The sequence below is a fragment of the Sphingomonas sp. Leaf67 genome (assembly GCF_001421965.1).
Classification (GTDB): Bacteria; Pseudomonadota; Alphaproteobacteria; order Sphingomonadales; family Sphingomonadaceae; genus Sphingomonas.
In genome coordinates this window covers 18,942-43,704 of the sequence record NZ_LMLP01000019.1, presented here as the reverse complement: position 1 = coordinate 43,704, position 24,763 = coordinate 18,942, and the positions used below count along the sequence as shown (strand labels likewise).

Here is a 24,763-nt window from a genome sequence, read left to right as displayed (position 1 = left end):
CCGCTGGCGGCTTGTCGGCGGGTGATCGTTACTCCTCCGCAACCATGGTGGCAGGCCGCTACCATCTACCAGATCTATCCCCGGTCCTTCGCCGACAGCGACGGTGACGGAATCGGCGACCTGCGCGGTATCGCCGACCGGCTGGATCACCTCGTATCGCTCGGCGTGGATGCGCTGTGGATTTCACCGATCTTCCCGTCACCGATGGCCGATTTCGGATACGACGTGGCCGATTATACCGGCATCGATCCGCGTTTCGGCACGCTCGTTGATTTCGACGCGCTGCTCGCCAAGGCGCACGGACTGGGCCTGCGCGTGCTGCTCGATTTCGTGCCGAACCACAGTTCCGATCAGCATCCGTGGTTTGCCGAAAGCCGGTCGTCACGCGACCATCCCCGGCGTGACTGGTATATCTGGCATGATCCCGCACCGGACGGTGGCCCGCCCAACAACTGGATCAGCGATTTCGGCGGACCGGCATGGACGTTCGACGCCGCAACCGGGCAATATTATTCGCGTGCCTTCCTGCCCGAACAGCCTGATCTGAACTGGCGCAACCCCGACGTCCGCGCGACGATGCTCGACGCGATGCGCTTCTGGTTCGACCGCGGCGTCGACGGGTTTCGCATCGACGTGCTGTGGCACATGGTCAAGCACGCCGGCTTCCCCGACAATCCGCCCAACCCCGACTATCGCGACGACATGGGCGAGATGCACCGCGTGCTGCAGCTGAATTCGACCGACCAGCCCGAAGTCCACGCGATCGCCGCCGACATGCGCGAACTGGCCGATCGTTACGATGCGGTGCTGGTCGGCGAAATCTATCTGCCCGTGCCGAGGCTGATGACCTATTACGGCCCGGCCGACGCCCCCGAAGTGCATCTGCCGTTCAATTTCCAGCTGATCGAGGCGCGCTGGAACGCCGCCGAACTCGCCGAACGCATGACTGAATATGAAGCGGCGCTGCCGACCGGCGGCTGGCCCAACTGGGTGCTCGGCAATCACGACCGCCCACGCATCACGACCCGCGTCGGCGCGGCACAGGCGCGGGTGGCGGCGATGCTGTTGCTGACGCTGCGCGGTACGCCGACGCTGTATCAGGGCGATGAACTGGGCCTTCCCGACGCGCAGGTTCCTGCCGACAAGCTTCAGGACCCGCGCGAGCTGCGCGAACCGGGGCTGGGGCTGGGCCGCGATCCGGTCCGGACTCCGCTGCCATGGACGGGGGAGGGCGGCTTCACCACCGGCGAGCCGTGGCTGCCGATCGACCCGGCGCATCTGCCGCTGAACGTTGCTGCGCAGGTGGATGATCCGGAATCGATGCTGACCCTGTACCGCCACTTGCTGGCGCTACGCCGCGCCACGCCGGCGCTTGCGACCGGCACGATCGGCGACGTCCGTGCCGAAGGCGACGTCCTCACCTATCTGCGCAGTGACGGCACCGATCGCTATCGCATCGCGCTCAACCTTGGCCACCGAACGGCCGCCATCGATCTCGAACCCGGCGCGGTCATCCTCTCGACCCATGACGCTGCCACCGCTTCCTCCCTTCGCCCCGACGAAGGCCTGATCCTGAAAGTCGACTGATGCGTATCGCCATGCTCGCCCCGATCGCGTGGCGCACGCCGCCGCGACATTACGGCCCGTGGGAACTAGTCACCAGCCTGCTGACCGAGGCGCTGGTCGCGCGTGGCGTCGACGTGACGCTGTTCGCCACGCTCGACAGCCAGACCTCGGCAACGCTCGCCGGCGTGGTACCCGCACCCTACAGCGAAGACCCGTCGATCGACGCGAAGGTCTGGGAGTTCGCGCATCTCGCCCATCTGTTCGAACGCGCGGGCGAATTCGACCTGATCCACAATCAGGCCGACTTTCCCGCCCACGCCTTTTCGGGGCTGGTCGATACCCCGATGGTCACCACCATCCACGGCTTTTCATCGGACCGCATCCTGCCGATGTACGCGCCCTATCAGGACCGGGTGCGGTATGTCGCGATCAGCGACGCCGATCGCCACCCGTCACTGCGCTATGCGGCGACGATCCATCACGGCATTCCGCTGAACGACTTTCCGTTCGATGCCAAGGGCAGTGAAGACCTGCTCTTCTTCGGCCGGATGCACCCCGACAAGGGCGCGGCCGAAGCGGTCGCGGCGGCACAGGCCAGCGGCCGCCGGCTGCACATGGCGGGCATCGTTCAGGACGACCGCTACTGGCGCGAACAGGTCGAGCCACATATTGATGGGACACGCATCGTCTATCACGGCGCGGTCGGCGGCACGGCGCGAACCGACCTGCTGGGGGGTGCCCGCGCGCTGCTCCACCTGATCGGCTTCGACGAACCCTTCGGCCTGTCGGTGGTCGAGGCGATGGCCTGCGGCACGCCGGTCATCGCCTATGACCGCGGGTCGATGCCCGAATTGATCGAGCACGGCGTCAACGGCTTCCTCGTCGACACGCTCGACGAAGCGATCGCCGCGATCGACCGCGTGGGAGAGATCGACCGCGCCGCCTGCCGAGCCCGCGTCGCCGAGCGCTTTTCGGTGGAGGCGATGGCCGAACGCTATCACGCGCTATACCGCTCGATCCTCGGCGGTTGAGCCTCGATCAGGCGTCGTCGCACGCCTCGCCCAATGCCGCATAGATCGCGTCGAGATCGCGATCGTCGATGCAATAGGGCGGCATGACGTACAGCGTCGAACCGAGCGGGCGGAGCAACAGGCCCGCCTCGCTAAACCGCGCCAGCAGTCTCGGCGCGCGGTCCGACAGATAGCCTTCGTCGCCATCCAGTTCGAACGCCGTGATCGTGCCGAGCTGGCGAGCGTTCGCAACCCGCCGATGCGTCGCCAGCGCCGCCAGCCGCGCCCCCTGTCGCCGGGTCAGCGACGTGATCCGTTCGGCCACCGGTTCCTCGCGCCAGATCGCCAGATTGGCATTGGCCGCGGCGCAGGCGATCGGGTTCGCGGTATAGCTCGACGAATGAAAGAACATCGTCGCCCGGTCCGGCCCGTAATGCGCCTGAAAGACGGGTTCGCTCGCCATCGTCACCGCCAGCGGAATGGCACCACCGGTCAATCCCTTTGACAGGCACATCAGGTCGGGCACCACCCCGGCCTGTTCGCACGCGGTCAGCGTACCGGTGCGGCCCCAGCCGGTCATGACTTCATCGGCGATGAACAGGACGCCGTATGTCGCGCATATCCGGAGCATCTCCGCCAGAACCGCCGGCGCATACAGCCGCATCCCGCCCGCGCCCAACACCAGCGGTTCGACGATAAACGCCGCCGCCCCGGCCCGGCACGCCGCCTCCAGCACGTCGAACGTCGCCTGTTCGTGCCCGGCATCGGGGAAGGGGATCGACCCGACATCGAACAGCAGCGGCGCATAGGCCCGGTTGAACACCCCCCGCGCCCCGACCGACATCGCCCCGATCGTATCGCCGTGATAGCCATGGTCGAGCACGAGGATGCGGTGCCGATCCTCGCCCCGGTTGCGCCAATATCCCAGCGCCATCTTCAGCGCGACTTCGACGCTGGTCGATCCCGAATCGGAAAAGAACACGCGGGTCAGCGCATCGGGCAGCAGAGCGCACAGTCCCGCCGCCAGTGTTTCGGCCGGCTCGTGCGTGTATCCCGCAAAGATGATCTGATCGAGCCGCCCGGCCTGTTCGGCGATGGCGGCGGTGATACGCGGATGGTTGTGGCCGTGCGTCGTCACCCACCACGAGGAGATCGCATCGACGATCCGCCGCCCGTCCGCCGTCCACAGTGCAGCGCCATCGCCGCGCACGATCTGTGGGACAGGCTCCTGCAATCCATGCTGGGTAAAGGGATGCCAGACGGGCGACGACCTCACTGGAAATCCTCCATGTCGAAATGGGCGGTAAAGGCCTCCGCCAAGGTCGCAGGGTCGAGCGGATCTAGCCGTGGCAGACGCCCCAGACGCTTCGTATTGCCCAGTCGAACGATCGTTTCTTCGCTGTCGGGCACGCTGTCCCCGATAAAGGCGACGCCCAGCAACGGCACGCCGCGCGTCCGCAGTGCCTCGATCGACAACAGGCTGTGGTTGATCGTGCCGAGCGCGGTGCGCGCCACCAGCACGACCGGCCGCTGCCAGCGTGCGAACAGGTCGCCGAACGTCGTGCGCCCGACGATCGGCACCAGTACGCCGCCCGCGCCCTCGACCACCAGCGGCCCCTCGACCTGCGGCAGCGCCAGTCGGTCGAGATCGATCGTGACGCCGTCGGTCGCGGCGGCGCGATGCGGCGAGCAGGGGGTGGTCAGGGCATAGGCCTCGGGCAGGATACGCTCGGGCGCGACATCCGCCAGCCGGGCGACGCTTTGGCGATCGGTCCTGTCGTCGGTCCCGGCCTGCACCGGCTTCCAATAGGATGCGCCGAGCGCCCCGGTCAGCGCGGCGGCGAACACGGTCTTGCCGACATCGGTATCGGTCCCGGTGACGACGACCACGGTCATGACCACTGCTCCAGCACATCGCCCAGACCGTCGATCGCGGCCGCATCGACGTTCAGCGTCAACGAAATACGTAGCCGCGCCGTACCGGCCGGCACCGTCGGTGGGCGGATACCACGCACGTCGAACCCGGCCGCCTGCACCGCCGCCGCCAGCGCCATCGCCCGCCCATCGTCACCGACGATCAGCGGCATGATCTGCGACCCGCTGACCCGCGCGCCGACCCGCCCCAGCCGCTTGCCCGCATGGTCGATCAGCGCCGCCAGCCGCGTCCGCCGCTCCGGTTCGTCGCGCAGCACCCGCAGGCCCGCCCGGACCGCCGCCGCCATCACCGGCGACGGCGCGGTCGAAAAGATGAACCCGCGCGCCCGGTTGATCAGGAAGTCGCACACCACCGCCGGCCCGCATACCAGCGCGCCTTCGCTGCCCAGCGCCTTGCCACAGGTGCGCAGCGTGACGACGTTCGGCCGCCCCTCCAACGCCGCCGCCAGCCCGCGCCCATCGGGTCCGAACACGCCGGTCGCATGGGCTTCGTCGATCAGCAACATCGCGCCATGCCGGTCGGCGAGCGCGATCAGGTCGTCGAGCGGCGCACGGTCGCCATCCATGCTGTACAGGCTTTCGACCGCGATCCATGGCGAACCGGTCCCGCCGTCGCGCCGCCAGCCGATGATCGCATCTTCGATCGCCTGCGGATCATTATGTCCCGCCGCCACCGCCGGCGCACGGGCAAGGCGCATCCCGTCATGGGCACTGGCATGGATCAGCGCGTCGTGGACGATCAGGTCGCCGCGCTGCGGCAATGTCGCCAGCAGCGCGGCGTTGGCCGCGAACCCGCTGCCGAACCACAATGCCGCCTCGCTCCCGAAGAGGGCCGCCGCCTCGCGCTCCAGTGCTTCATGCTCGGCATGATTGCCCCGCAGCAGCCGCGATCCGCCCGACCCGACCGGCACGCCGCGCGCGATGGCGTCGGTTACCGCATCGCGCAGGTGTTGCGATCCGCTCAGCCCCAGATAATCGTTCGAGGAAAAATCCCGGCCCGCGATCGGGATCAACCGCCGCCGCCGGTCGATCGCCGACAGCCGGTCGAGATCGGCGGCGATCGGGCGCAGCGCGGGGGCGGGCAGGCGGCCATCGTCGATCATCGCTGCTCCTTCTCCCACGCCCTGTCTTCTCCACTCCATGCCGGGCGTCGCCTGTATCCGCGACATCGGCATGGCGCAAATTGCGTCGTTGCGCGTTAAGGGCCGATGCGTCGATCGTCGTTGCCGATACGGTCCGCGACGGCGCAGGGGGTGATCAGGGCACATGGTACAAACCACAGAAGAATCCGCGACCATCGACCGGGTCGGTGCGACCGGCACCGCCGCAACGCCGCCGTCCGATCCGGTCGACGCGGTGGTCGATGCCCCGACCGAGGAATTGCGTCGCGACCGGCTGCTCGCCGCGCTGACGCTGATCGCCGGGGTCGGGCTGGTACTGGCATTGCCCTTCGCGTTGCAGGCGGGCGCGCGATTTTTCCTGCCGCTGACCGCCGCGATCGTGATCGCCATCGCGCTGGTGCCGCTGCTCGAATGGCAGGAGCGCCACCGGGTGCCCGCCCCGCTCGCCGCGCTGGTCTGCGTGCTCCTGTTCCTGATCGTCGCGAATGGCGCGCTGGCCTCGATCGTCGTGCCGGCATGGGGCTGGGCGGCGATCCTCCCCGACCGCATCGACCGCGTGCAGGAAAATATCGCGCCGCTGATCGATTTCTATGCCAGCCTCGAAAAATTCGTGAACGGCCTGATCGCCAACGTTGCCAGTGCGCCGGCGCGCCAGACGACCAGCAGCGTTGCCCCGCCGCAATCGCTGCTCGACGTCGTCACCACCTCCGCACCGTCGGCCTTGCTGGAGATGTTCTTCGCGATTCTCGTCATCTATTTCTTTCTCGCCGGCTGGACCAATCTGCGTCGCGCCGCGATCACCGGGCGCAGCAGCTTCGGCGGCGCGATGGCGACCGCGCGCGTGATCCAGAACGTCGTCGACGACACTTCGGCCTATCTCGGCACGATCACCTTCATCAATCTGATGCTCGGTGTGATCGTCGCCTTTGCCCTGTGGTATATCGGCATGCCGACGCCGTTGATGTGGGGCGGCCTCGTCGCGCTGCTCAACTATGTGCCCTATCTCGGCCCGATCTTCGCCGCCTTGCTGCTGGCGGTCGGCGGGCTGATGACCTTTACCGATATCTGGTGGGCGTTGCTGCCCGCTGCGATCATGGTCGGTGCGCATCTGGTGGAGGCGAACGTCATCACTCCGCTGGTCGTCGGGCACCGCCTGACCATCAATCCGCTGATGATCCTGATAACGCTCAGCTTCTGGGGCTGGGTATGGGGTACGCCCGGCGCATTGCTGGCGGTGCCGTTGCTCATCATCATCCAGACGGTGCTGAAAGGTGCCGGCAAACCCGATATCGCCGGCTTCCTGTTCGAACACGGCACGCTGGTGCAGGACGTGCCGCCCGCGCAACGAAATGCACCAAATGGCAACAGCGCCGTTGACAGCCCCGGCACCGCTCCGTAAAGCCCGCCTCCTCGCTAGAGAGCGGGTGTAGCTCAGTTGGTTAGAGCGCCGGCCTGTCACGCCGGAGGTCGCGGGTTCGAGCCCCGTCACTCGCGCCATGGCGCATCGTTTGGATGCGCCGGGTGCCGGTACGGACGGCACGATCCACGCAGATACAATTACATCGCAACGTGACCCGCTGTTCCGCCGGCTGCGTTCGGGTGTCGACCTCACGTCCGACGAGCAAGATGGCGCTGACGTATGGCAGGGCGACGTGATCGTGATGTGGAGCCGGGCGATCTGGGCCGGCGTCGCAAGGCGCGTGCTGGCGTTTGCTTTTCTACCTTACGACTGGCCATACCGCAGGTGGCGGCACTTAGTGTAAGGCACGTCCGGCGATGTACTGTACGGCGACGGCACCTGCTGATCGGGTAGGGTGATGTCGAACTCGACAGGATCCGGCCGCTGGCCGACGCGTGCGCCGCTGCCGCTCGAACCGACGACGGGGGCCACGCCGGCACCGGCGGGGCGACCGCCCGCGCTGACCTTTCCGAGGGGTTCGCGTCGGGCCGCGTCGTCTGGCATCGCCTGCTTCCAATCGCGCTGCCGATGACAGCGGCCTCGCCCTAGCTATTCCCGGGCGTGCTCCGACATGTCCTCAAATCCCGGTCTCGATGCGACCGTAAAGGATGCGGTGGTCCCCGGTATCCTCCCGACCGGTGGGTTCGCGCGTCAACGACTGCCCGTGCGCCAGCCGCGCGACAAAATCATGCCCGTTCCAAATAGCCGCTTTACAGCAACGATTCGCTGACCTAAACGCCGCCTCCTCGCTAGAGAGCGGGTGTAGCTCAGTTGGTTAGAGCGCCGGCCTGTCACGCCGGAGGTCGCGGGTTCGAGCCCCGTCACTCGCGCCATTGCGCACGAAGCGATGTGCGCTACCGCCACTGGCCGGTCTCCATCCAGCGCAACATTGCTCGCATCGGCAATACCCATAGCCACGCGATACCGGCGGTAAGATAAAAACCGAGCTGCGACAGCCAGTGCCAGCCGCCTACTACATCCGACAGCATCGCGACGCCGATCGCCCATAAGATCAGCATGCCAAGAATCGCGAGCACCCCGGCCGGCTTGCGCCATGTCGGTTCGTTCATCGTGCGGCTCCTGGCAGAATCAGTTCGGTTTCGGTGACGATCGCGTCCAACGGCATATCCCACGCGTCGCAAGGGAGGTCGGCGACCTGCTGCACCGACCATGCGATACCGATCCGCAGCGCCTCCGGCCACGATGCAAACGCCCGGTCGTAATGTCCCGCGCCCTGACCCAGCCGATTGCACCGCGAATCGAAGCCGAGCAGCGGGGTCAGGATGATATCCGGCACGACCGGCGCCGTGTCCCCCGACGGTTGCTTCAGCCCAAACGGACCATCCACCATTTGTCCCCCCGGCGCAGGATGAAACGTTATCGGTGAATCCCGGTCGACGACCACCGGCCATGCCAATGTCGCACCGGCATAAAGCGCCGCCGCCTCGAAACGGGACGGGTCGGCCTCGCTGCCGACGGGGACATAGCTTGCGACGATCATCCCTTCGCGCAGCGCGTTCAAAAACAGGCTCGGTGGCACCAGCGCCGGCTGTCCAGCGGCGACGAACGCCCGGCGCAGGCTGCGGAGTTCACCGCGCAGGCTGGATTTGTCGATCGTCATGGGCGAAACATGGGGTGGCGGGACCACCATGGGCCGTTTGCCGCGTTATCCACTGACGCACGGTACGTCAGGTGGGGATCATGTACGTCAGACCAGGATCTGCGCAGGGACAACCCCCATGGATGAAGAAATAGCCTCAGGGATTATGCAAGGCTCGCACCGGGCAGTTCCCGCCAAGACCTATCTAAGGATTCGACGGACTTTCCTCAAGGGCTGATGCGACCATCTCCAGCCGTTCGGCGATTTGCGTCAGCATCGCCGCCGAGTGTCCTCCGGCGGCGCTCGCCTCGCGATCGGCCAGCTCGTCGGCAATCATCAGCGCGATATACAGCAGCGTCCGTTCGGTCGATCCGCGCGCCGCGCGTTGGGCTGCGTCGGCGTGGCGTTCCAGCATAGTCGCCAGACCCCGCAGCTTGGGCTCCTCACCGTCGCGGCACCCGACCTGATATTCGCGTCCGGCGACGTTCAACGCGATCTGTCCCATCAATCCGCCTCCGTTTCGCGCGTAATTACCGAATCGATCGCGCCGATCGCGTCGCCGATCCTCGATCGCAAAACAGCGTGGCGGGTCGCAAGCGTCCGATTCTTGAACGCCTGCGACTCCGACGCGCGCTCGATCCGCACCAGCGCCTGTTCGATGCGCGCGACAGCGGCCTCGTGGGCGTCCTCGTTCATCGGATACATCTCCGCTTGCTATACATGTTAAACAACCCTTCGTCTGGGCGGTTGACTGTGGGGCGTGACGGTTCCAAAGGCTCGCCCGAACCTTAGTACTCTGGCGCCCAACAGGAGTGCGCGTGACCATATCCCAGCTTGAACTCGCCAACGCCATCCGCGTTTTGTCGATGGATGCGGTAGAGGCCGCCAATTCCGGCCATCCGGGCATGCCGATGGGCATGGCCGACGTGGCGACGGTATTGTGGTCGAACTATTTGAAGTTCGATCCGACCGACCCGAACTGGGCCGATCGCGACCGCTTCGTCCTGTCGGCTGGCCATGGGTCGATGCTGATCTATTCGCTCCTCCATCTGACCGGCTATGCGCAGCCGACGATCGAGGACATTGCGAATTTCCGCAAGCTGGGCAGCCCGTGCGCCGGCCATCCCGAAAATTTCGAGCTGCCGGGCATCGAATGCACCACCGGTCCGCTGGGGCAGGGGTTGGCGATGGCGGTAGGCATGGCGACGGCCGAGCGCCACCTGAACACCGTGTTCGGCGACGATCTGGTCGACCACCGTACTTGGGTGATCGCTGGCGACGGCTGCCTGATGGAAGGGATCAACCACGAAGCGATCGGTCTGGCGGGGCATCTGAAGCTCGGCCGCCTGAACGTGCTGTGGGACGACAATCGCATCACCATCGACGGTTCGACCGACCTGTCGACCAGCGAGGACGTTGCGGCCCGCTATGCGGCGACCGGCTGGCACGTCGTCGCCTGTGACGGCCACGACTTTGCCGATATCGACCGCGCGCTCGCCGAAGCCGCTGCCGATCCCCGTCCGTCGCTGGTCTGCTGCCGGACCGTCATCGGCAAGGGCGCACCGAACAAGGGTGGCAGCCACAAGGTTCATGGCTCGCCGCTCGGCGCCGATGAAATCCTCGCCACCCGCGCTGCATTGCTGTGGGAGCACGAAGCCTTCCATCTGCCCGAAGCGCTGACCGATGCGTGGAAGGCGATCGGTGCGAAGGGTGGCTCGGTTCGCGCCGAATGGCAGGATCGCCTCGCAAGCCATTTCGATCGCTTTGAATTCGAGCGTCGCATGGCGAACAAGCTGCCCGAGGGCTGGTCGCTCAAGGCCCATGTCGACGGGCTGCTGGCCGATCCGAAGAAGATCGCGACCCGCGTCGCATCGTCGCTGGCGCTCGAAGCGATCAACGCTTCGCTGCCCGAAACGATCGGCGGCTCGGCCGACCTGACCCCCTCGAACAATACCCAGACCAAGGCGCTGGTGCCGCTGACCGCCGACGATTATTCGGGCCGCTACATCCATTACGGCATCCGCGAATTCGGCATGTCGGCGGCGATGAACGGCATGGCGCTGCATGGCGGCGTGCTGGCCTATGGCGGGACCTTCCTAGTGTTCGCCGACTATGCGCGGCCGGCGATCCGGCTGTCGGCGCTGCAAAATGCCGGTGTCGTCTACGTCATGACCCACGACTCGATCGGTCTGGGTGAGGACGGCCCGACGCATCAGCCGATCGAGCATGTCATGAGCCTGCGCCTGATCCCTGGCCTCGACGTCTATCGCCCGGCCGATGCGGTCGAGACGGCGGAATGCTGGGAACTGGCGGTGCAGAGCCGCGACGGTCCGTCGCTGCTCGCGCTGTCGCGCCAGAACCTCCCGCAAGTCCGCACCGACGCCACCGAGAATCGCAGCGCCAGGGGTGCCTATCGCCTGAAGGGCGCCGAGGCCGACCGCCGCGTGATCCTGCTCGCCACCGGTTCGGAGGTCGAGATCGCGCTGGGCGTCGCCGCCAAGCTGGAAGGGCAGGGGATCGGGGCCGATGTCGTGTCGATGCCCTGCTGGTCGCGCTTCGATGCGCAGGACGCCGCCTATCGCGAGGACGTGCTGCCGCATGCCCGCCCCGACGACATCCTGCGCGTCTCGATCGAGGCCGGGACGACGATCGGCTGGGAACGCTATACGATGGTCGATGGCCTTCGCTTCGGCATTGACCGGTTCGGGGCGTCCGCCCCGGCCGACAAGCTTTATGAATATTTCGGCCTGACCACCGATGCCGTCACCGCGAAGGTGCTGGCACGGCTCGGACATTGAGGGAGACGCGGATATGACGAAAGTAGCGATCAACGGATTCGGGCGCATCGGCCGCCTGGTGGCGCGCGCGATCCTCGAACGCCCCGACTGCGGCCTCGAACTGGTCACGATCAACGACCTCGCCGATGCCAAGTCGAATGCGTGGCTGTTCAGCCGCGACTCGGTCCATGGCAAATATCCGGGCGATGTCGCCGCCGAGGGCGACGATCTGGTCATCGACGCCAAGCGCATCCGCGTCACGGCCGAGCGTGATCCGGCGAACTTGCCGCACAAGGAACTGGGCGTCGAGCTGGTTCTCGAATGCACCGGCTTCTTCACCGACCGGACGTCGTGCCAGAAGCATATCGACGCCGGTGCCAAGCGCGTGCTGATCTCGGCACCCGGCAAGAACGTCGACCTGACCGTCGTCTATGGCGTGAACCACGACAAGCTGGAGGCCGGCCACACGATCGTGTCGAACGCATCGTGCACCACCAACTGCCTTGCCCCGGTCGCCAAGGTGCTGAACGATTCGATCGGCATCGAACGCGGCCTGATGACCACGATCCACGCCTACACCAACGATCAGAAGATCCTTGACCAGATCCACCCCGATCTGCGCCGCGCCCGTGCGGCGGCCATGTCGATGATCCCGACCACCACCGGTGCCGCCCGCGCGGTCGGCGAAGTGCTGCCCGAACTCAAGGGCCGTCTCGACGGTTCGGCCGTGCGCGTGCCCGTGCCGGATGGCAGCCTCGTCGACCTGACCTTCACCCCGAAGCGCGACACGACCAAGGACGAGGTCAATGCGATCCTGAAGGCGGCGTCGGAATCGGGTCCGCTCAAGGGCGTGCTGGTCTATTCGGAAGACCCGCTGGTCTCGATCGACATCGTCCATACCCCCGCGTCGTCGACCGTCGACAGCCTCGAGACCGCGGTGCTCGACGGCAAGCTGGTCCGCGTCGTTTCGTGGTACGACAACGAATGGGGCTTCTCGAACCGCATGGTCGACACCGCGACCGCGATGGCGAAGCTGGGCTGATCCGGTGGCGGGCGGTATCCTGAAGGGCATCGCCCGCCACGCCTTTTCGCGCGGGCCGATCGAGCTGGTGCAGACGGTGCGCGTCACCGTCGAAACCGGCCTCGACGGCGATTTCCGCGGTGCGCTCAAACCCGGCCGCAACAATCGGCAGGTTTCGCTGATGGAAGTCGGCGACTGGGCGCAGGCGATGCGCGAGGTCGGTCACGACCTGCCATGGTGGGAACGCCGCGCGAACCTGCTGGTCGAGGATTTCGACCTGCCGCAAACGTGTGGCGCGTACGTCCGCGTCGGACCGGTACTGCTCGAAATCACCAAGGAATGCGATCCATGCAGCCGCATGGAGACGATCGTCGAGGGGCTGCGCGGCGCGCTCATCCCCGACTGGCGCGGTGGCGCGCTGGCGCGGGTCATCGAGGGCGGCGTCCTCACCGTCGGCGATGCGATTACACTGGAAACAACGCGTTAGGTTCGAGCTTGTCGAGAACCGTTTCCGACGGACGCCTCTCGCTCGCTTCGCACGCTGCTCGAACCGAACGGCATTAGGGAGCGAAGACATGAGCCGCAATTTCAAGACGCTCGACGACATGGGCGACCTCACCGGCAAGCGCGTGCTGGTCCGCGAGGACCTGAACGTACCGATGGCCGATGGCGCCGTCACCGACGACACCCGCCTGCGCGCCACCGTCGGCACCGTCACCGACCTTTCGGATCGTGGCGCGATCGTGCTGATCCTCGCCCATTTCGGCCGTCCAAAGGGCCAGCCGAGCCCCGAGTTTTCGCTGTCGCAGGTCGTCCGGCCGCTGTCGGCGGTGCTCGGCCGCGAAGTGCGCTATGTCGATTGGGAAGGGGCCGAGGCGAATGTCGCGACGCTCAACCCCGGCGACATCGCCGTTCTCGAAAACACCCGCTTCTTCGCTGGTGAAGAAACGAACGACCCGGCGGTGATCGACCGGTTCGCCGCCTTGGGCGACTATTACGTCAACGACGCCTTCTCCGCCGCGCACCGCGCCCATGCCTCGACCGAGGGGCTGGCCCACAAGCTGCCCGCCTTTGCCGGACGGCAGATGGAGGCCGAACTCGATGCGCTCGACAAGGCACTGGGCAACCCGCAGCACCCGGTCGCGGCGGTGGTGGGCGGTGCCAAGGTGTCGTCGAAGCTCGACGTGCTGCGCCATCTGGTCACCCGCGTCGATCACCTCATCATCGGCGGCGGCATGGCCAACACCTTCCTCGCCGCGCGCGGGGTGAATGTCGGCAAGTCGCTGTGCGAACACGATCTGACCGGCACGGCGGAAGCGATCTTCGAAGCGGCGGAGAAGGCAGGCTGCACTATCCACCTGCCCTATGACGTCGTCGTCGCGACCGAATTTCGGCCGAACCCCGCGACCCGGACCGTCAACGTCCACGAAGTCGCTGCCGACGAAATGATCCTCGACGTCGGCCCCGCCGCGACCGAGGCACTGGGCGACGTGCTCAAGAATTGCCGCACGCTGGTGTGGAACGGGCCGATGGGCGCGTTCGAAACCCCGCCCTTCGACGTCGCCACCGTCGCGCTGGCCAAGACCGCGGCGGCATTGACCGCCGACGGATCGCTGGTGTCGGTCGCGGGCGGCGGCGATACCGTCGCCGCGCTTAATCAGGCCGGTGTCGCCGATCAGTTCAGCTTCGTGTCGACTGCCGGCGGCGCGTTCCTCGAATGGATGGAAGGCAAGGAATTGCCCGGCGTTGCTGCCCTGACGCGCTGACGATTGTCGGCAGGCCGTCGCCCCGGACTGTTGCCGGGGCGACGCGCTGTGGCGTTCGGTTTCAGGAAGGTAGTTGGTTCACGCGAAGGCGCGAAGGCGCAAAGAGAAGAGGGTTCGCGCAGGGACGCAGAGGCGTAGAGGACGTCGTCCTTGCGGATCGGACTGCCGCACCAGCGGCCTCCAATCTGCTCGTTGCCGAAAGAATGAAGGTCTCGCTGACGCGAGACGGTACCGCGACCGCAACCCCTCCGCGTCTCCGCCTCTCTGCACGAACCAATTCTTCTCTTTGCGCCTTCGCGCCTTCGCGCGAACCAACTTCTTCTGAAACAGCCACCCGCAAAACAACCCGCTTGATCCCAACCGCAACCTGCCGTACCCGTTCAACACGTTAAACGGAGGTGGCACCGGGTGCTAGGCGTACGACTCGATACCGAGCTGGAAGAGCGGCTGGCCAACGTCGCCCGGTCGCAGGGCCGTTCCAAGAGCGACATCGCCCGCGATGCCGTCCGTCGGTACGTCGAACTCCATGACGAAGCGTTTCGCGCCGAAGCCCGTCGCCAGTCCGAACGCGCCGCCGCCCGCGACGACGGTGCCGACTGGGCGTTTTTCGATCGCGTCGAAGCGGAGGATGGCCGGTGGAAATAGGCCGCGGCATGATCGTGCTGGTTGAAGGACCCGAGGCACTGGCGAACAAGCGCCGACCCTTTCTGGTCGTGCAATCCGACCTGTTCAACGAAGCCCATGCCTCAGTTACGCTCATCCCGATGACCAGCCTGACCGGCGGCGAGACGCTGTTCCGCGTGCCCTTCGCGCCCTCCGACGCGACCGGGGTCTCGGTCGAAAGCGAGGCGCAGGTCGACAAGATCAAGACATTGCGCCGCAGCCGCATCGTCCGCGTCCTCGGTCAGGCGACGGCAACATCGATGGAGCAGGTGGATCAGGCGCTACGGCGCTGGCTCGCCCTCTGACATTTTCTTGAGAACCCAAGGGGATCGACATGAACACCGCTGATATGACTGCGAAGATTGCCGACGGACAGGGTTTCATCGCCGCGCTCGACCAGAGCGGCGGTTCGACGCCGAAGGCGCTGAAGGGTTACGGCGTCGAGGACGATGCGTGGAGCACCGACGAGGAGATGTTCGGCCTGATCCACGACATGCGGGCCCGTATCATCCTGTCGGACGCGTTCACCGGCGACAAGGTGATCGGCGCGATCCTGTTCGAACGCACCATGAATGGGCAGGCGGGAGGCAAGCCCGTGCCGCAGGCGCTGGCCGACAAGGGCGTCGTGCCGTTCCTGAAGATCGACAAGGGGTTGGAGGACGAAGCGAACGGCGTGCAGCTGATGAAGCAGAACCCCGGTCTCGACGAACTGCTCGCCCATGCCGCCGCGCTCGGCATCTTCGGCACCAAGGAACGCTCGGTCATCAACCTCGCCAACCGCGAAGGCATTGCCGCTGTCGTCCAGCAGCAGTTCGAGGTCGCGGCGCAGGTGCTCGCCGCCGGGCTGATGCCGATCATCGAACCGGAAGTGAACATCAAGAGTGCCGAGCGTGCGCAAGCCGACGCGATCCTGCTCGACGAAACGCTGAAGGCGCTCGACGCGATGCCGGGCGATGACAAGGTCATGCTGAAGCTGTCGCTGCCGGCCACGCCGGGCCTGTTCCAGCCGCTGGTCGATCATCCGCGCGTGCTGCGCGTCGTGGCACTGTCGGGCGGGTTCGGCCGCACCGAAGCCTGCGCCGAACTGGCCAAGAACCCCGGTATCATCGCCAGCTTCAGCCGCGCGCTGCTGTCGGACCTGCGTCACCAGATGGCCGACGCCGAATTCGACGCGGCACTGGGTGAAGCGATCGACGAAATCCACTGCGCCTCGACCGAAAAGACGCTGGTCGCCGCGTAACGCTTTCCTACCGATCGCGAACCGTGACAAAAGGGCATCGGACGTTCGCGCGTCCGGTGCTCTTTGCCATCGTAGCCAGACGCGGTGCCATACCGTCACCCTAGACTCGATCCGGAACCCAGGGTGAGGATCACCAATCGGCCCGGCACTGCGACACCCGCACCAACAATGTGCAAGTGTGACCTTCGTGACCTTTGGCCCGCATTCGTCATCCGCGCCAACCGCGCGAGTGTGACTTTTGTGACCTTTGGCCTCCACGCGCCCTTCCACCCGCCGCGCGGCTGGGGCAGGGAGGGGGCATGACCCTTGACGAAGATCCGCTCGGCCCGCTGTCCCCCGATTTCGCGAAGCAGTTCGTTCGCGACGTGCGCCGCCCGCCGTGCCAACTGTATCTGGTTTCGCCGCTCGACGTGACCGGCACCTTTCCCGACCGGCTTGCCCGTGCGCTGGATGCCGGCCCCGTCGCCGCCTTCCAGTTCCGGGTAAAGGACATCGACCAGCACGCCGCCGCGCGTCTGGCCGAACCGCTCCAGCGCATCTGCGCCGACCGGGACGTCGCGTTCCTCGTCAACGACAGCATCAGCCTAGCCAAGCGGCTGGGTGCCGATGGCGTCCATCTGGGACAGGAGGACGGCGACCCGCGTGAGGCGCGCGATGTGCTCGGCCTTAACGCCCAGATCGGCGTGACCGCACACGACAGCCGCCACCTCGCGATGGAGGCCGGGGAGGCCGGTGCCGACTATGTCGCCTTCGGTGCCTTCTACCCGACCACGACCAAGGACGTGCGGCACGTCGCCGAACCGGTGATCCTGTCGTGGTGGTCGGCGGTGTTCGAACTGCCCAGCGTCGCGATTGGCGGCATCACCCCCGCCAACGCGGCGCCGCTGGTCGCTGCCGGCGCGGACTTCCTCGCCGTCTCGGGCGCGGTGTGGAGCGGCGACGAAGCCGCCGCCGTCCGCGCCTTTGCCGAGGTTCTCGGATAGTCGGAAACGTCTTTGCCGTCCGTTCGTTATCCAGCCTCAACGACTTTGGGGACGGGTGATGAAGCGACTGGCATGGGCGGCGATCCTGATGGGCGGCGCGGCGATGGCGCAGGCACCGACGTCCGCACCGTCGTCACCCACGGCACCGAAGCCCGCAACGCAGGGGCTCCCGGCGATCGATCGGAATGTCCTGCATGCGCAGGTCCTGCTCGACCGGCACGGCTTCACCGTCGGCACGATCGACGGTCGGGACAGCCCGGCCTTCGCCAAGGCGTTGCGCGGTTTTCAGTCGGCCCGTGATCTGCCCGTCACCGGCAAGCTCGACCCTGCGACCCTGCGCGCGCTCAACCCCGGGATGCGCCCGGCGACGGTCACGCTGACCCTGTCCGACCGCGCGCTCGCCGGTCCGTACACCAACCCGATCCCGAAGGAATATGCCGATCAGGCGAAGCTGACCACGCTCGGCTATCGCTCCCCGCTCGAAAAGCTGGCTGAGATGTTCCACACCACGCCCGCTACGCTGGTGGCGCTCAACAGCCGGGAAACGATGCTGAGCCCCGGCACCCGCGTCGTCTTCCCCAATATTCTCCCCGCCTCGCGCGCTTATCCCGACACTTGGTCGCCCGAATATCGCCAGACGCTCGCCAATCTGAACGTCGATGCGAGTCAGCCGCAGGCCGACCGCGTCGTCGTCGACAAGTCGGAAGGATGGCTGCGCGCCTATGCCGGCGACCGCATCCTCGCCCAGTTTCCGGCGACGATGGGGTCGTCGCACGATCCGCTGCCGATTGGGAAGTGGACGATTCAGGGTGTCGCTCCCAATCCCGACTGGCAGTATAATCCGGCCATTCTTCGCCACGCAGACAAATCGGACAGCAAGGAGATCGTGCCCCCCGGTCCGAACAATCCGGTCGGCGTGGTCTGGATCGACCTGTCGAAGGAGCATTACGGCATCCACGGCACGCCCGAGCCGCAGAATATCGGCAAGACCGAAAGCAATGGCTGTATCCGCCTGACCAACTGGGACGCGGCCCGCCTGTCGCTGATGGTCAAGCCTGGCACTCCGGCGATCTTCCAGCCATAAGGGCAAGGGGCTATGAACCGGATCGGCTGGACGTTTCTCGGTCTCTTCTTCGCGCTCGCCGCGCTCGCCGCGCTACTGGTCGATTTCGGCAGAGCGGCGGCACCGCGGCGGGCCGCAAACCCACCGGTGTCGATAGAAAAGGCTCCGACGGGAATGCTGGTCCTGCCGGTACGGGGCGTGCGCTGGACCGATATCCGGGACAGCTGGGGCGAAAGCCGCAGCGGCGGATCGCGCGGCCATACCGGCACCGACATCATGGCCGCCGGCGGCACGCCCGTCGTCGCGGCAGCGGACGGCGTCGTCGAGAAGCTGTTCTACAGCGACGGGGGCGGCGGGGTGACCGCCTATGTCCGGGCTCCCGACCGGCGGCTGTCCTATTATTATGCGCACCTCGCCAACTACGCGCCGGGTCTGCGCGAAGGCATGCCGGTGCGCGCCGGTGAAACGATCGGGACGGTCGGCGATACCGGCAACGCCGGAACGGGAAACACCCATCTGCATTTCGGCATCGAACGGCTGCTGCCCGATGAAGCCTGGCACCAGGGCCGCGCGATCGATCCCTATCCGCTGCTTGCCCGCGGACGGACTGAGCGGTAAGGGCGCTGCTTCGCTCTTTCCAACAGGTATGGTTCGTCATGAAGATCAGCGGCGTCGACATTCGCCCCGGCAACATCATCGAGTATGAAAGCGGCATCTGGCGCGCGGTGAAGATCCAGCATACACAGCCGGGCAAGGGCGGCGCCTATATGCAGGTCGAGCTGAAGAACCTGCGTGACGGCCGCAAGAACAACGTCCGTTTCCGCTCCGCCGAAAGCGTCGAGCGAATCCGGCTGGATACCAAGGACTTCCAGTTCCTGTATCCCGAAGGCGATATGCTGGTGTTCATGGACAAGATTACCTACGATCAGGTGTCGTTGCCGCGCGACCTGCTGGGCGACGCTGCCGCGTTTCTGCAGGACGGCATGGACGTCGTGATGGAAATGTATGACGAGGAAGCGATCAGCGTCCAGTTGCCCGACACGATCGAGGCGACAATCGTCGAAGCCGACGCGGTGGTGAAGGGGCAGACGGCTTCGTCGTCGTACAAGCCGGCCGTCCTCGACAACGGCGTTCGCGTAATGGTCCCGCCGCACATTGCTGCGGGTACGCGGATCGTGGTCGATGTGTATGAGCAGACGTATGTCAGAAGGGCGGATTGAGGCGCAGCGGACGAGAGGGACTAGCGTAGCTAACTCCCCGATCCGCAAGCCCGGCCGGCGCGCATAGCTGCGACCGACGGCACGGGCTTTGCCCGTGTCGCTGCAAAGAAGTCATAGGAACAGAAGAAATGTCCGCCCAGTCCGGTCTCATCACCGTCATCGAACGCGCCGTCCGCAAGACCGGCCCGCGCCTGCGCCGTGATTTCGGCGAGGTGCAGCATCTGCAGGTCAGCCGCAAGGGGCCGGCCGACTTCGTGTCGCTGGCCGACAAGCGCGCCGAGGAAACGCTGGTCGAGGAACTGCGCAAGGCACGGCCCGACTGGGGCATGTTGCTGGAAGAGGGCGGCGAGGTTGCGGGCGACCCGACCAAGCCGCGCTGGATCGTCGATCCGCTCGATGGCACCACCAACTTCCTGCACGGTATCCCGCATTTCGCGATCTCGGTCGCGGTCGAGGAGCCGAACGGCGCGGGCGGCAAGCCTGAAATTACGACCGCGATGGTCTACAACCCGATCACCGACGAAGGCTTCTGGGCCGAAAAGGGCCGGGGCGCATGGCTGCAGGGGCAACGGTTGCGCGTATCGTCGCGTCGCGACCTGTCGGAGGCACTGATCGCGACCGGCATCCCGTTCCTCGGCCATGGCAATTTTACCGAGTGGACCCGGATCTTCGGTGCGGTCGCCCCGGAAGTCGCCGGCATCCGCCGCTTCGGGGCAGCCGCTCTCGACCTCGCCTATGTCGCAGCGGGCCGTTTCGACGGCTTCTGGGAATCGGGCTTGCAGAAGTGGGATATTGCCGCTGGCATGTTGCTGGTGCGCGAGGCGGGCGGCTTCGTCACCGATTACCGCGGCGCCGATCGCGCCTATGAAAAGGGTGAGGTGCTGGCCAGCAACGAACAGATGCAGACGCGTCTGCACAAGCTGGTCGCCGGCGCCCTTCGCTGAGCAGATAAAGATCTGCCCGGCCGCGTGGTCGGGCACCGACGGCAAGCGCGTTGACCCCCGTGCGGTACCTGCGCGGGGGTGTGAACCGTACCGTATCCGGCATCGGCGGAGATGAGAGTGATTCTCACCCTGTTCCGCCCTTGATGCCCCCGCGGCATCGGCCTAAAGCCGGCTCCATCCATACCGCAACCGCGAGAGACCCTGCCTTGGTCGACCTGTCGCAATATCTGCCGATCCTGATGTTCCTGGGCATTGCCTTGGTCCTGTCGACGGCGTTCGTCGTACTGCCGATGGTGGCATCGCGTTTCACCGGTTCGCATAAGCCGACACCGGAAAAGCTGACCGAATATGAATGCGGCTTTCCCGCGTTCGAGGATTCGCGCAGCCAATATGACGTGCGCTTTTATCTGGTCGCGATCCTGTTCATCATCTTCGATCTGGAAGCAGCATTCCTATATCCTTGGGCAGTCTCGGTTTTTGACCTTGGCTGGACCGCGTGGGTGTCGATGATGGTCTTCATCGGCGAGTTGGCGCTGGGTCTCGTATACGCTTGGAAGATGGGAGCTCTCGAATGGGAGTAGAACTGACGACGCCGCCGCATGGATTTGGCGCGGGCAACGCGGCCGGCGTGCCGGTGCAGGCTCCCGATCAGGGTTTCTTCAACGACCTGAACGGCGAACTGACTGACAAGGGTTTTCTGGTCACCTCGGCCGAGGACCTGTTCCAGTGGGCGCGCACCGGGTCGCTGTGGTGGATGACGTTCGGCCTCGCCTGCTGCGCGGTCGAAATGATCCACGTCAACATGCCGCGCTATGACATGGAGCGGTTTGGCGCTGCCCCGCGGGCATCGCCGCGCCAGTCGGACGTGATGATCGTCGCCGGTACGCTGTGCAACAAGATGGCCCCGGCACTGCGTCGCGTCTACGACCAGATGTCGGAACCGAAGTACGTCATCTCGATGGGCAGCTGCGCCAATGGCGGCGGCTATTATCATTATAGCTACAGCGTCGTTCGCGGTTGTGACCGCGTGGTGCCGGTCGACATCTACGTTCCTGGTTGCCCGCCAACCGCAGAAGCGTTGCTCTACGGCGTAATGCAGCTGCAGCGGAAAATCCGTCGTTCGGGGAGCATCGAACGGTGAGGGCGCCTGCACCCCGCTACGCACCCAATGACGGCGTGGTCGAGACGGCGACGGCGGTACTTGGCGATATGCTGGTCCACGCGCAGGATCTGGTCGGCGAAGTGTCGCTGACCGTCGATCGCGATCGACTGGTCATTGCGATGGAAACGTTGCGCGATACGCCGGGGCTCAAATACGAGATGCTGGCCGAGATTGCCGGCGTAGACTATCCCGAGCGGGCCGAACGGTTCGACGTCGTTTATCATCTCCTGTCGATGACACGGAACCATCGCATCCGTGTGCGCGTGACGACCGATGAGGAACTGCCGGTGCCGTCGGTAACTGGCATCTGGTACAATGCCGGCTGGCTCGAACGTGAAGTGTACGACATGTACGGCGTACTATTCACGGGCAATGCCGATCTGCGCCGTATCCTGACCGATTACGGCTTTCGCGGCCATCCGCTGCGCAAGGACTTCCCGCTAACCGGCTATGTCGAAATGCGCTACTCGGAAGAGGCCAAGCGCGTCGTCTATGAACCGGTCAAACTGGCACAGGATTTCCGCACCTTCGACTTTATGAGCCCATGGGAAGGCGCCGAATACGTCTTGCCGGGTGATGAGAAGGCTGCCGAGCCGAAGCCTGCCGTGGGACAGGCTCCCGGTGCACAGTCGACGGCGACTGCCGATCAGGTCAAGCGCGCCGATGAACGGACCAAGGATGCTGCGCCGCAGGTCGATAAGCCCAAGGTGACCGAAGGTTCGGCCGATACCGGCGCGGGTAAGCCGCATCCCGGTAATCAGGCCGACAGCAAGCCGGTCGATCCCGACGTTCCCTCGCCCGATGCGACGGCTTCGTCCGCGGAGAATAAGTGATGGCCGATTACGATCACCAGATCGACGCCGCGAACCCGACGCCTGGCGATGTCGAGATCCAGAACTACACGATCAACTTCGGTCCGCAGCATCCTGCGGCGCACGGGGTTTTGCGCCTCGTCACTGAACTGGACGGCGAGATCATCGAACGGATCGACCCGCATGTCGGTCTGCTCCATCGTGGTACCGAAAAGCTGATCGAGTACAAGACCTACGCGCAGGCGTTACCGTACATGGACCGGCTCGATTACTGCTCGCCGATGTGCATGGAGCACAGCTACGTCCTCGCGGTCGAAAAGCTGCTCGATATCGAGGTGCCGTTGCGTGCCCAGTATCTGCGTGTGTTCTTTGCCGAGCTGACCCGTATCATGAACCACATGCTGAACCTTGGTTCGCATGTCATGGACGTGGGCGCGATGACGCCGAACCTGTGGATGTTCGAGCTGCGCGAAGATACGATGAATTTCTACGAGCGGGCATCGGGCGCCCGGATGCATGCGAACTTCCTGCGTGCGGGTGGCATTCGTCAGGACGTTCCGCTCAAGCTGCTGACCGATATCGCCGAATGGCTCGACACGCGTCTGCCGCGTCTGTTCGGCGATGCAATCAGCCTCGTCGCGGAAAACCGCATCTTCAAACAGCGCAATGTCGACATCGCCATCGTCAGCCGGGAGGACGCGGTGCGCTGGGGCTTCTCCGGCCCGATGATTCGTGGCGCGGGTATCCCGTGGGACATCCGTAAGGCGCAGCCGTATGACGCCTATGACCGGGTCGAGTTCGACGTGCCGGTCGGCACGCGCGGCGACTGCTACGACCGGTTCATGGTCCGCGTCGAGGAAGTGTACCAGTCGGCACGCATCATGAAACAATGTCTGGCACAGATGCCCGAAGGGCCGATCGCCAGCGACGACCGCAAGGTCGTGCCACCCAAGCGTGGCGAGATGAAGCAGTCGATGGAAGCACTGATCCATCACTTCAAGCTCTACACGGAAGGCTATCATGTGCCCGCCGGCGAAGTCTATGTCGCGACCGAAAGCCCCAAGGGCGAATTCGGCATCTACATGGTTTCGGACGGCAGCAACAAGCCGTACCGGGTGAAGATCCGACCGACCGCGTTCAGCCATCTGCAGGCGATGGATTTCATGTCGAAGGGGCATATGCTCGCGGACATCACCGCCATTTTGGGTGCGATGGACATCGTGTTCGGGGAGTGCGACCGTTGAGCCGCCTCGATACCGTGATGGCGATGATGGAGCGCTACAATGCGCGCGACGCGGGCGGTTATGCCGCCTTCTTCGCTGATGACGGCTATGAAGCCCAGTACCGTGGTGACGTGGTTCGTGACGGCCGCGCTGGCGTGGAAAGCGGCATGGCGACGGTCTTTGCCGAATTTCCGCAGAACCATGCCGAAGTCCTGCAGTCGTTCGAACTGGGCGAGCGCGTCGTACTGCACGAACGCGTCCGCCGTTCGGCCGACGCCGAACCGTTCGACGTGATGACCGTCTATTCGTTCAGCGGCGACAAAGTCAGCCGCGTGGAGTTTATTCGCTGATGGCCGACGCCCCCAACATCCCCGACGAAGCGGAGGTCCGCGCGCGCTGGGGCAATTTCGCCTGGAACCCCGCCAACGCCGAGAAGGCACGCGAGATCGTCGCGCGCTATCCTGAAGGGCGGCAGCAGTCGTGCACCATCCCGTTCCTCGACCTTGCCCAGCGGCAGGTCGGAGCCGAGACGCATACCCAGGGTTGGTTGCCAGTACCGGTAATCGAGTTCGTCGCGCGTGAACTCGGCATGGCCTATATGCGGGTGTACGAGGTCGCGACCTTCTATACGATGTTCAATCTCGCGCCAGTTGGCCGCTATCATGTGCAGGTCTGCGGCACGACGCCGTGCATGCTGCGGGGATCGGACGACGTGTTCGCGGCGTGCAAGAATCGTGGACTGACCAAGGGTAAAACCACGCCCGACGGCCTGTTCACGCTGACCGAGGTCGAGTGCATGGGCAATTGCGCGTCGGCGCCGATGGTCCAGATCAACGACGACAATTATGAAGATCTCGATTATGATCGTATGACCGCGATCCTCGAGGCGTTGGGCAAGGGTGAATGGCCCAAGCCCGGCACGCAGGAGCCGGGCCGGCACACCGTCGAACCGGTCGGTGAACCGACCAACCTCGCCGCGATGATGACCGAGAACCACGATTACCGACCCGAATGGGGAACGGCTTCGTGAGGGCGCTGGGCAGCCTGTTGATTGCGGCACTGGTCGGTGTCGTCGTGTTGTGGATCGCGCTTGAACTGTTCGTTGGCGCGCTGAAACTTCTCGGCGTCGCCATCGGCATCGCTGCGATGGTTGCCGTTTATTTTGTCGCCGAAAAGGCGATCGGGAAGGGACGATAAG

30 protein-coding genes and 2 tRNA genes are annotated in these 24,763 nt (G+C 65.3%); 25 read left to right on the top strand and 7 right to left on the bottom strand.

Annotated features, from left to right (window positions below):
• Positions 1 to 21 precede the first annotated feature (21 nt).
• Both ASE90_RS09655 and ASE90_RS09650 read left to right on the top strand, forming a co-directional pair.
• The gene (locus ASE90_RS09655) at positions 22 to 1,587 is read left to right on the top strand and encodes an alpha-amylase family glycosyl hydrolase (RefSeq protein WP_235531742.1); all 1,566 of its coding nucleotides are present in this window, start codon (positions 22 to 24) and stop codon (positions 1,585 to 1,587) included.
• Positions 1,587 to 2,597 (top strand): glycosyltransferase family 4 protein, encoded by a 1,011-nt coding sequence (locus ASE90_RS09650; protein ID WP_055999446.1) that lies wholly within the window; start codon positions 1,587 to 1,589, stop codon positions 2,595 to 2,597. Before ASE90_RS09655 ends, ASE90_RS09650 begins: the two co-directional genes overlap by 1 nt.
• Before the next feature lie 7 nt (positions 2,598 to 2,604).
• Here ASE90_RS09650 and ASE90_RS09645 read toward each other — a convergent pair whose 3' ends face one another.
• The 3 genes from ASE90_RS09645 to ASE90_RS09635 are packed head-to-tail and all read right to left on the bottom strand — an operon-like array spanning position 2,605 to position 5,614.
• A complete protein-coding gene (locus tag ASE90_RS09645; protein ID WP_055999443.1) occupies positions 2,605 to 3,852 on the bottom strand; it encodes an adenosylmethionine--8-amino-7-oxononanoate transaminase in 1,248 nt (415 codons plus the stop codon).
• Positions 3,849 to 4,472 (bottom strand): dethiobiotin synthase, encoded by a 624-nt coding sequence (gene bioD, locus ASE90_RS09640; protein WP_055999439.1) that lies wholly within the window; start codon positions 4,470 to 4,472, stop codon positions 3,849 to 3,851. The genes ASE90_RS09645 and bioD overlap by 4 nt, the downstream gene beginning before the upstream one ends.
• The gene (locus ASE90_RS09635) at positions 4,469 to 5,614 is read right to left on the bottom strand and encodes an 8-amino-7-oxononanoate synthase (protein WP_055999437.1); all 1,146 of its coding nucleotides are present in this window, start codon (positions 5,612 to 5,614) and stop codon (positions 4,469 to 4,471) included. The genes bioD and ASE90_RS09635 overlap by 4 nt, the downstream gene beginning before the upstream one ends.
• Before the next feature lie 163 nt (positions 5,615 to 5,777).
• Here ASE90_RS09635 and ASE90_RS09630 point away from each other — a divergent pair, with 163 nt between their 5' ends.
• The 4 genes from ASE90_RS09630 to ASE90_RS09615 all read left to right on the top strand — a co-directional run bounded on the left by ASE90_RS09630 (position 5,778) and on the right by ASE90_RS09615 (position 7,924).
• Entirely contained in the window at positions 5,778 to 7,031 is a 1,254-nt protein-coding gene (locus ASE90_RS09630) for an AI-2E family transporter (RefSeq protein ID WP_082449693.1), read from the top strand.
• A 21-nt stretch (positions 7,032 to 7,052) separates the two neighbouring features.
• Positions 7,053 to 7,129: transfer RNA gene (locus ASE90_RS09625), tRNA-Asp, on the top strand.
• Complete coding sequence (locus ASE90_RS09620) at positions 7,129 to 7,395, top strand: hypothetical protein (protein ID WP_055999435.1); 267 nt, start codon at positions 7,129 to 7,131, stop codon at positions 7,393 to 7,395. Before ASE90_RS09625 ends, ASE90_RS09620 begins: the two co-directional genes overlap by 1 nt.
• 452 nt (positions 7,396 to 7,847) lie before the next feature.
• Positions 7,848 to 7,924, top strand: a tRNA-Asp gene (locus ASE90_RS09615).
• A 21-nt stretch (positions 7,925 to 7,945) separates the two neighbouring features.
• Here the strand turns inward: ASE90_RS09615 and ASE90_RS09610 are convergent.
• From ASE90_RS09610 to ASE90_RS09595, 4 genes are all read right to left on the bottom strand, one after another.
• Positions 7,946 to 8,161, bottom strand: a complete 216-nt coding sequence (locus ASE90_RS09610; protein ID WP_055999433.1) for a DUF2842 domain-containing protein — start codon at positions 8,159 to 8,161, stop codon at positions 7,946 to 7,948.
• Positions 8,158 to 8,712 carry a 5-formyltetrahydrofolate cyclo-ligase gene (locus tag ASE90_RS09605; protein WP_055999431.1) on the bottom strand — a complete coding sequence of 185 codons (555 nt, stop codon included), beginning with the start codon at positions 8,710 to 8,712 and terminating at the stop codon, positions 8,158 to 8,160. The genes ASE90_RS09610 and ASE90_RS09605 overlap by 4 nt, the downstream gene beginning before the upstream one ends.
• Positions 8,713 to 8,896: 184 nt before the next feature.
• Complete coding sequence (locus tag ASE90_RS09600; RefSeq protein WP_055999428.1) at positions 8,897 to 9,196, bottom strand: cell division protein ZapA; 300 nt, start codon at positions 9,194 to 9,196, stop codon at positions 8,897 to 8,899.
• The gene (locus tag ASE90_RS09595; RefSeq protein WP_156361525.1) at positions 9,196 to 9,387 is read right to left on the bottom strand and encodes a hypothetical protein; all 192 of its coding nucleotides are present in this window, start codon (positions 9,385 to 9,387) and stop codon (positions 9,196 to 9,198) included. The genes ASE90_RS09600 and ASE90_RS09595 overlap by 1 nt, the downstream gene beginning before the upstream one ends.
• Positions 9,388 to 9,509: 122 nt before the next feature.
• On the opposite strand from ASE90_RS09595, the gene tkt reads away from it, so the two are divergent.
• The 19 genes from tkt to ASE90_RS09500 all read left to right on the top strand — a co-directional run bounded on the left by tkt (position 9,510) and on the right by ASE90_RS09500 (position 24,762).
• The gene (gene tkt, locus ASE90_RS09590) at positions 9,510 to 11,489 is read left to right on the top strand and encodes a transketolase (RefSeq protein WP_056000098.1); all 1,980 of its coding nucleotides are present in this window, start codon (positions 9,510 to 9,512) and stop codon (positions 11,487 to 11,489) included.
• Positions 11,490 to 11,502: 13 nt separating this feature from the next.
• Complete coding sequence (gene gap / locus ASE90_RS09585) at positions 11,503 to 12,510, top strand: type I glyceraldehyde-3-phosphate dehydrogenase (protein WP_055999422.1); 1,008 nt, start codon at positions 11,503 to 11,505, stop codon at positions 12,508 to 12,510.
• A gap of 4 nt (positions 12,511 to 12,514) precedes the next feature.
• Complete coding sequence (locus ASE90_RS09580) at positions 12,515 to 12,976, top strand: MOSC domain-containing protein (protein WP_055999419.1); 462 nt, start codon at positions 12,515 to 12,517, stop codon at positions 12,974 to 12,976.
• A gap of 88 nt (positions 12,977 to 13,064) precedes the next feature.
• The gene (locus ASE90_RS09575) at positions 13,065 to 14,255 is read left to right on the top strand and encodes a phosphoglycerate kinase (protein ID WP_055999416.1); all 1,191 of its coding nucleotides are present in this window, start codon (positions 13,065 to 13,067) and stop codon (positions 14,253 to 14,255) included.
• 408 nt (positions 14,256 to 14,663) lie between these two features.
• On the top strand, positions 14,664 to 14,900 hold the full coding sequence (locus tag ASE90_RS09570; protein ID WP_055755911.1) for a ribbon-helix-helix protein, CopG family: 237 nt from the start codon (positions 14,664 to 14,666) through the stop codon (positions 14,898 to 14,900).
• Entirely contained in the window at positions 14,891 to 15,223 is a 333-nt protein-coding gene (locus ASE90_RS09565) for a type II toxin-antitoxin system PemK/MazF family toxin (RefSeq protein ID WP_235531741.1), read from the top strand. The genes ASE90_RS09570 and ASE90_RS09565 overlap by 10 nt, the downstream gene beginning before the upstream one ends.
• Before the next feature lie 29 nt (positions 15,224 to 15,252).
• Positions 15,253 to 16,158: a fructose bisphosphate aldolase gene (locus tag ASE90_RS09560; RefSeq protein WP_055999413.1), complete on the top strand. Its 906-nt coding sequence runs from the start codon at positions 15,253 to 15,255 to the stop codon at positions 16,156 to 16,158.
• A gap of 299 nt (positions 16,159 to 16,457) precedes the next feature.
• Positions 16,458 to 17,141, top strand: coding sequence for a thiamine phosphate synthase (thiE, locus tag ASE90_RS09555; RefSeq protein ID WP_055999410.1), 684 nt, complete (start codon positions 16,458 to 16,460; stop codon positions 17,139 to 17,141).
• A gap of 58 nt (positions 17,142 to 17,199) precedes the next feature.
• On the top strand, positions 17,200 to 18,225 hold the full coding sequence (locus ASE90_RS09550) for a L,D-transpeptidase family protein (RefSeq protein ID WP_055999406.1): 1,026 nt from the start codon (positions 17,200 to 17,202) through the stop codon (positions 18,223 to 18,225).
• A 12-nt stretch (positions 18,226 to 18,237) separates the two neighbouring features.
• Positions 18,238 to 18,822: a M23 family metallopeptidase gene (locus ASE90_RS09545; protein WP_055999403.1), complete on the top strand. Its 585-nt coding sequence runs from the start codon at positions 18,238 to 18,240 to the stop codon at positions 18,820 to 18,822.
• A 38-nt stretch (positions 18,823 to 18,860) separates the two neighbouring features.
• A complete protein-coding gene (gene efp / locus ASE90_RS09540) occupies positions 18,861 to 19,424 on the top strand; it encodes an elongation factor P (protein ID WP_055999400.1) in 564 nt (187 codons plus the stop codon).
• 128 nt (positions 19,425 to 19,552) lie between these two features.
• Positions 19,553 to 20,368 carry an inositol monophosphatase family protein gene (locus tag ASE90_RS09535; RefSeq protein WP_055999396.1) on the top strand — a complete coding sequence of 272 codons (816 nt, stop codon included), beginning with the start codon at positions 19,553 to 19,555 and terminating at the stop codon, positions 20,366 to 20,368.
• A 206-nt stretch (positions 20,369 to 20,574) separates the two neighbouring features.
• On the top strand, positions 20,575 to 20,949 hold the full coding sequence (locus ASE90_RS09530; protein ID WP_055999393.1) for an NADH-quinone oxidoreductase subunit A: 375 nt from the start codon (positions 20,575 to 20,577) through the stop codon (positions 20,947 to 20,949).
• Entirely contained in the window at positions 20,940 to 21,509 is a 570-nt protein-coding gene (locus ASE90_RS09525; RefSeq protein ID WP_055999390.1) for a NuoB/complex I 20 kDa subunit family protein, read from the top strand. Before ASE90_RS09530 ends, ASE90_RS09525 begins: the two co-directional genes overlap by 10 nt.
• Positions 21,506 to 22,363: an NADH-quinone oxidoreductase subunit C gene (locus ASE90_RS09520; RefSeq protein WP_055999386.1), complete on the top strand. Its 858-nt coding sequence runs from the start codon at positions 21,506 to 21,508 to the stop codon at positions 22,361 to 22,363. Before ASE90_RS09525 ends, ASE90_RS09520 begins: the two co-directional genes overlap by 4 nt.
• The gene (locus ASE90_RS09515) at positions 22,363 to 23,586 is read left to right on the top strand and encodes an NADH-quinone oxidoreductase subunit D (protein ID WP_055999383.1); all 1,224 of its coding nucleotides are present in this window, start codon (positions 22,363 to 22,365) and stop codon (positions 23,584 to 23,586) included. Before ASE90_RS09520 ends, ASE90_RS09515 begins: the two co-directional genes overlap by 1 nt.
• Positions 23,583 to 23,915: a nuclear transport factor 2 family protein gene (locus ASE90_RS09510; protein ID WP_235531740.1), complete on the top strand. Its 333-nt coding sequence runs from the start codon at positions 23,583 to 23,585 to the stop codon at positions 23,913 to 23,915. The genes ASE90_RS09515 and ASE90_RS09510 overlap by 4 nt, the downstream gene beginning before the upstream one ends.
• A complete protein-coding gene (locus ASE90_RS09505; protein WP_055999380.1) occupies positions 23,915 to 24,595 on the top strand; it encodes a complex I 24 kDa subunit family protein in 681 nt (226 codons plus the stop codon). The genes ASE90_RS09510 and ASE90_RS09505 overlap by 1 nt, the downstream gene beginning before the upstream one ends.
• Entirely contained in the window at positions 24,592 to 24,762 is a 171-nt protein-coding gene (locus ASE90_RS09500; RefSeq protein ID WP_156355915.1) for a hypothetical protein, read from the top strand. Before ASE90_RS09505 ends, ASE90_RS09500 begins: the two co-directional genes overlap by 4 nt.
• Position 24,763 lies beyond the last annotated feature (1 nt).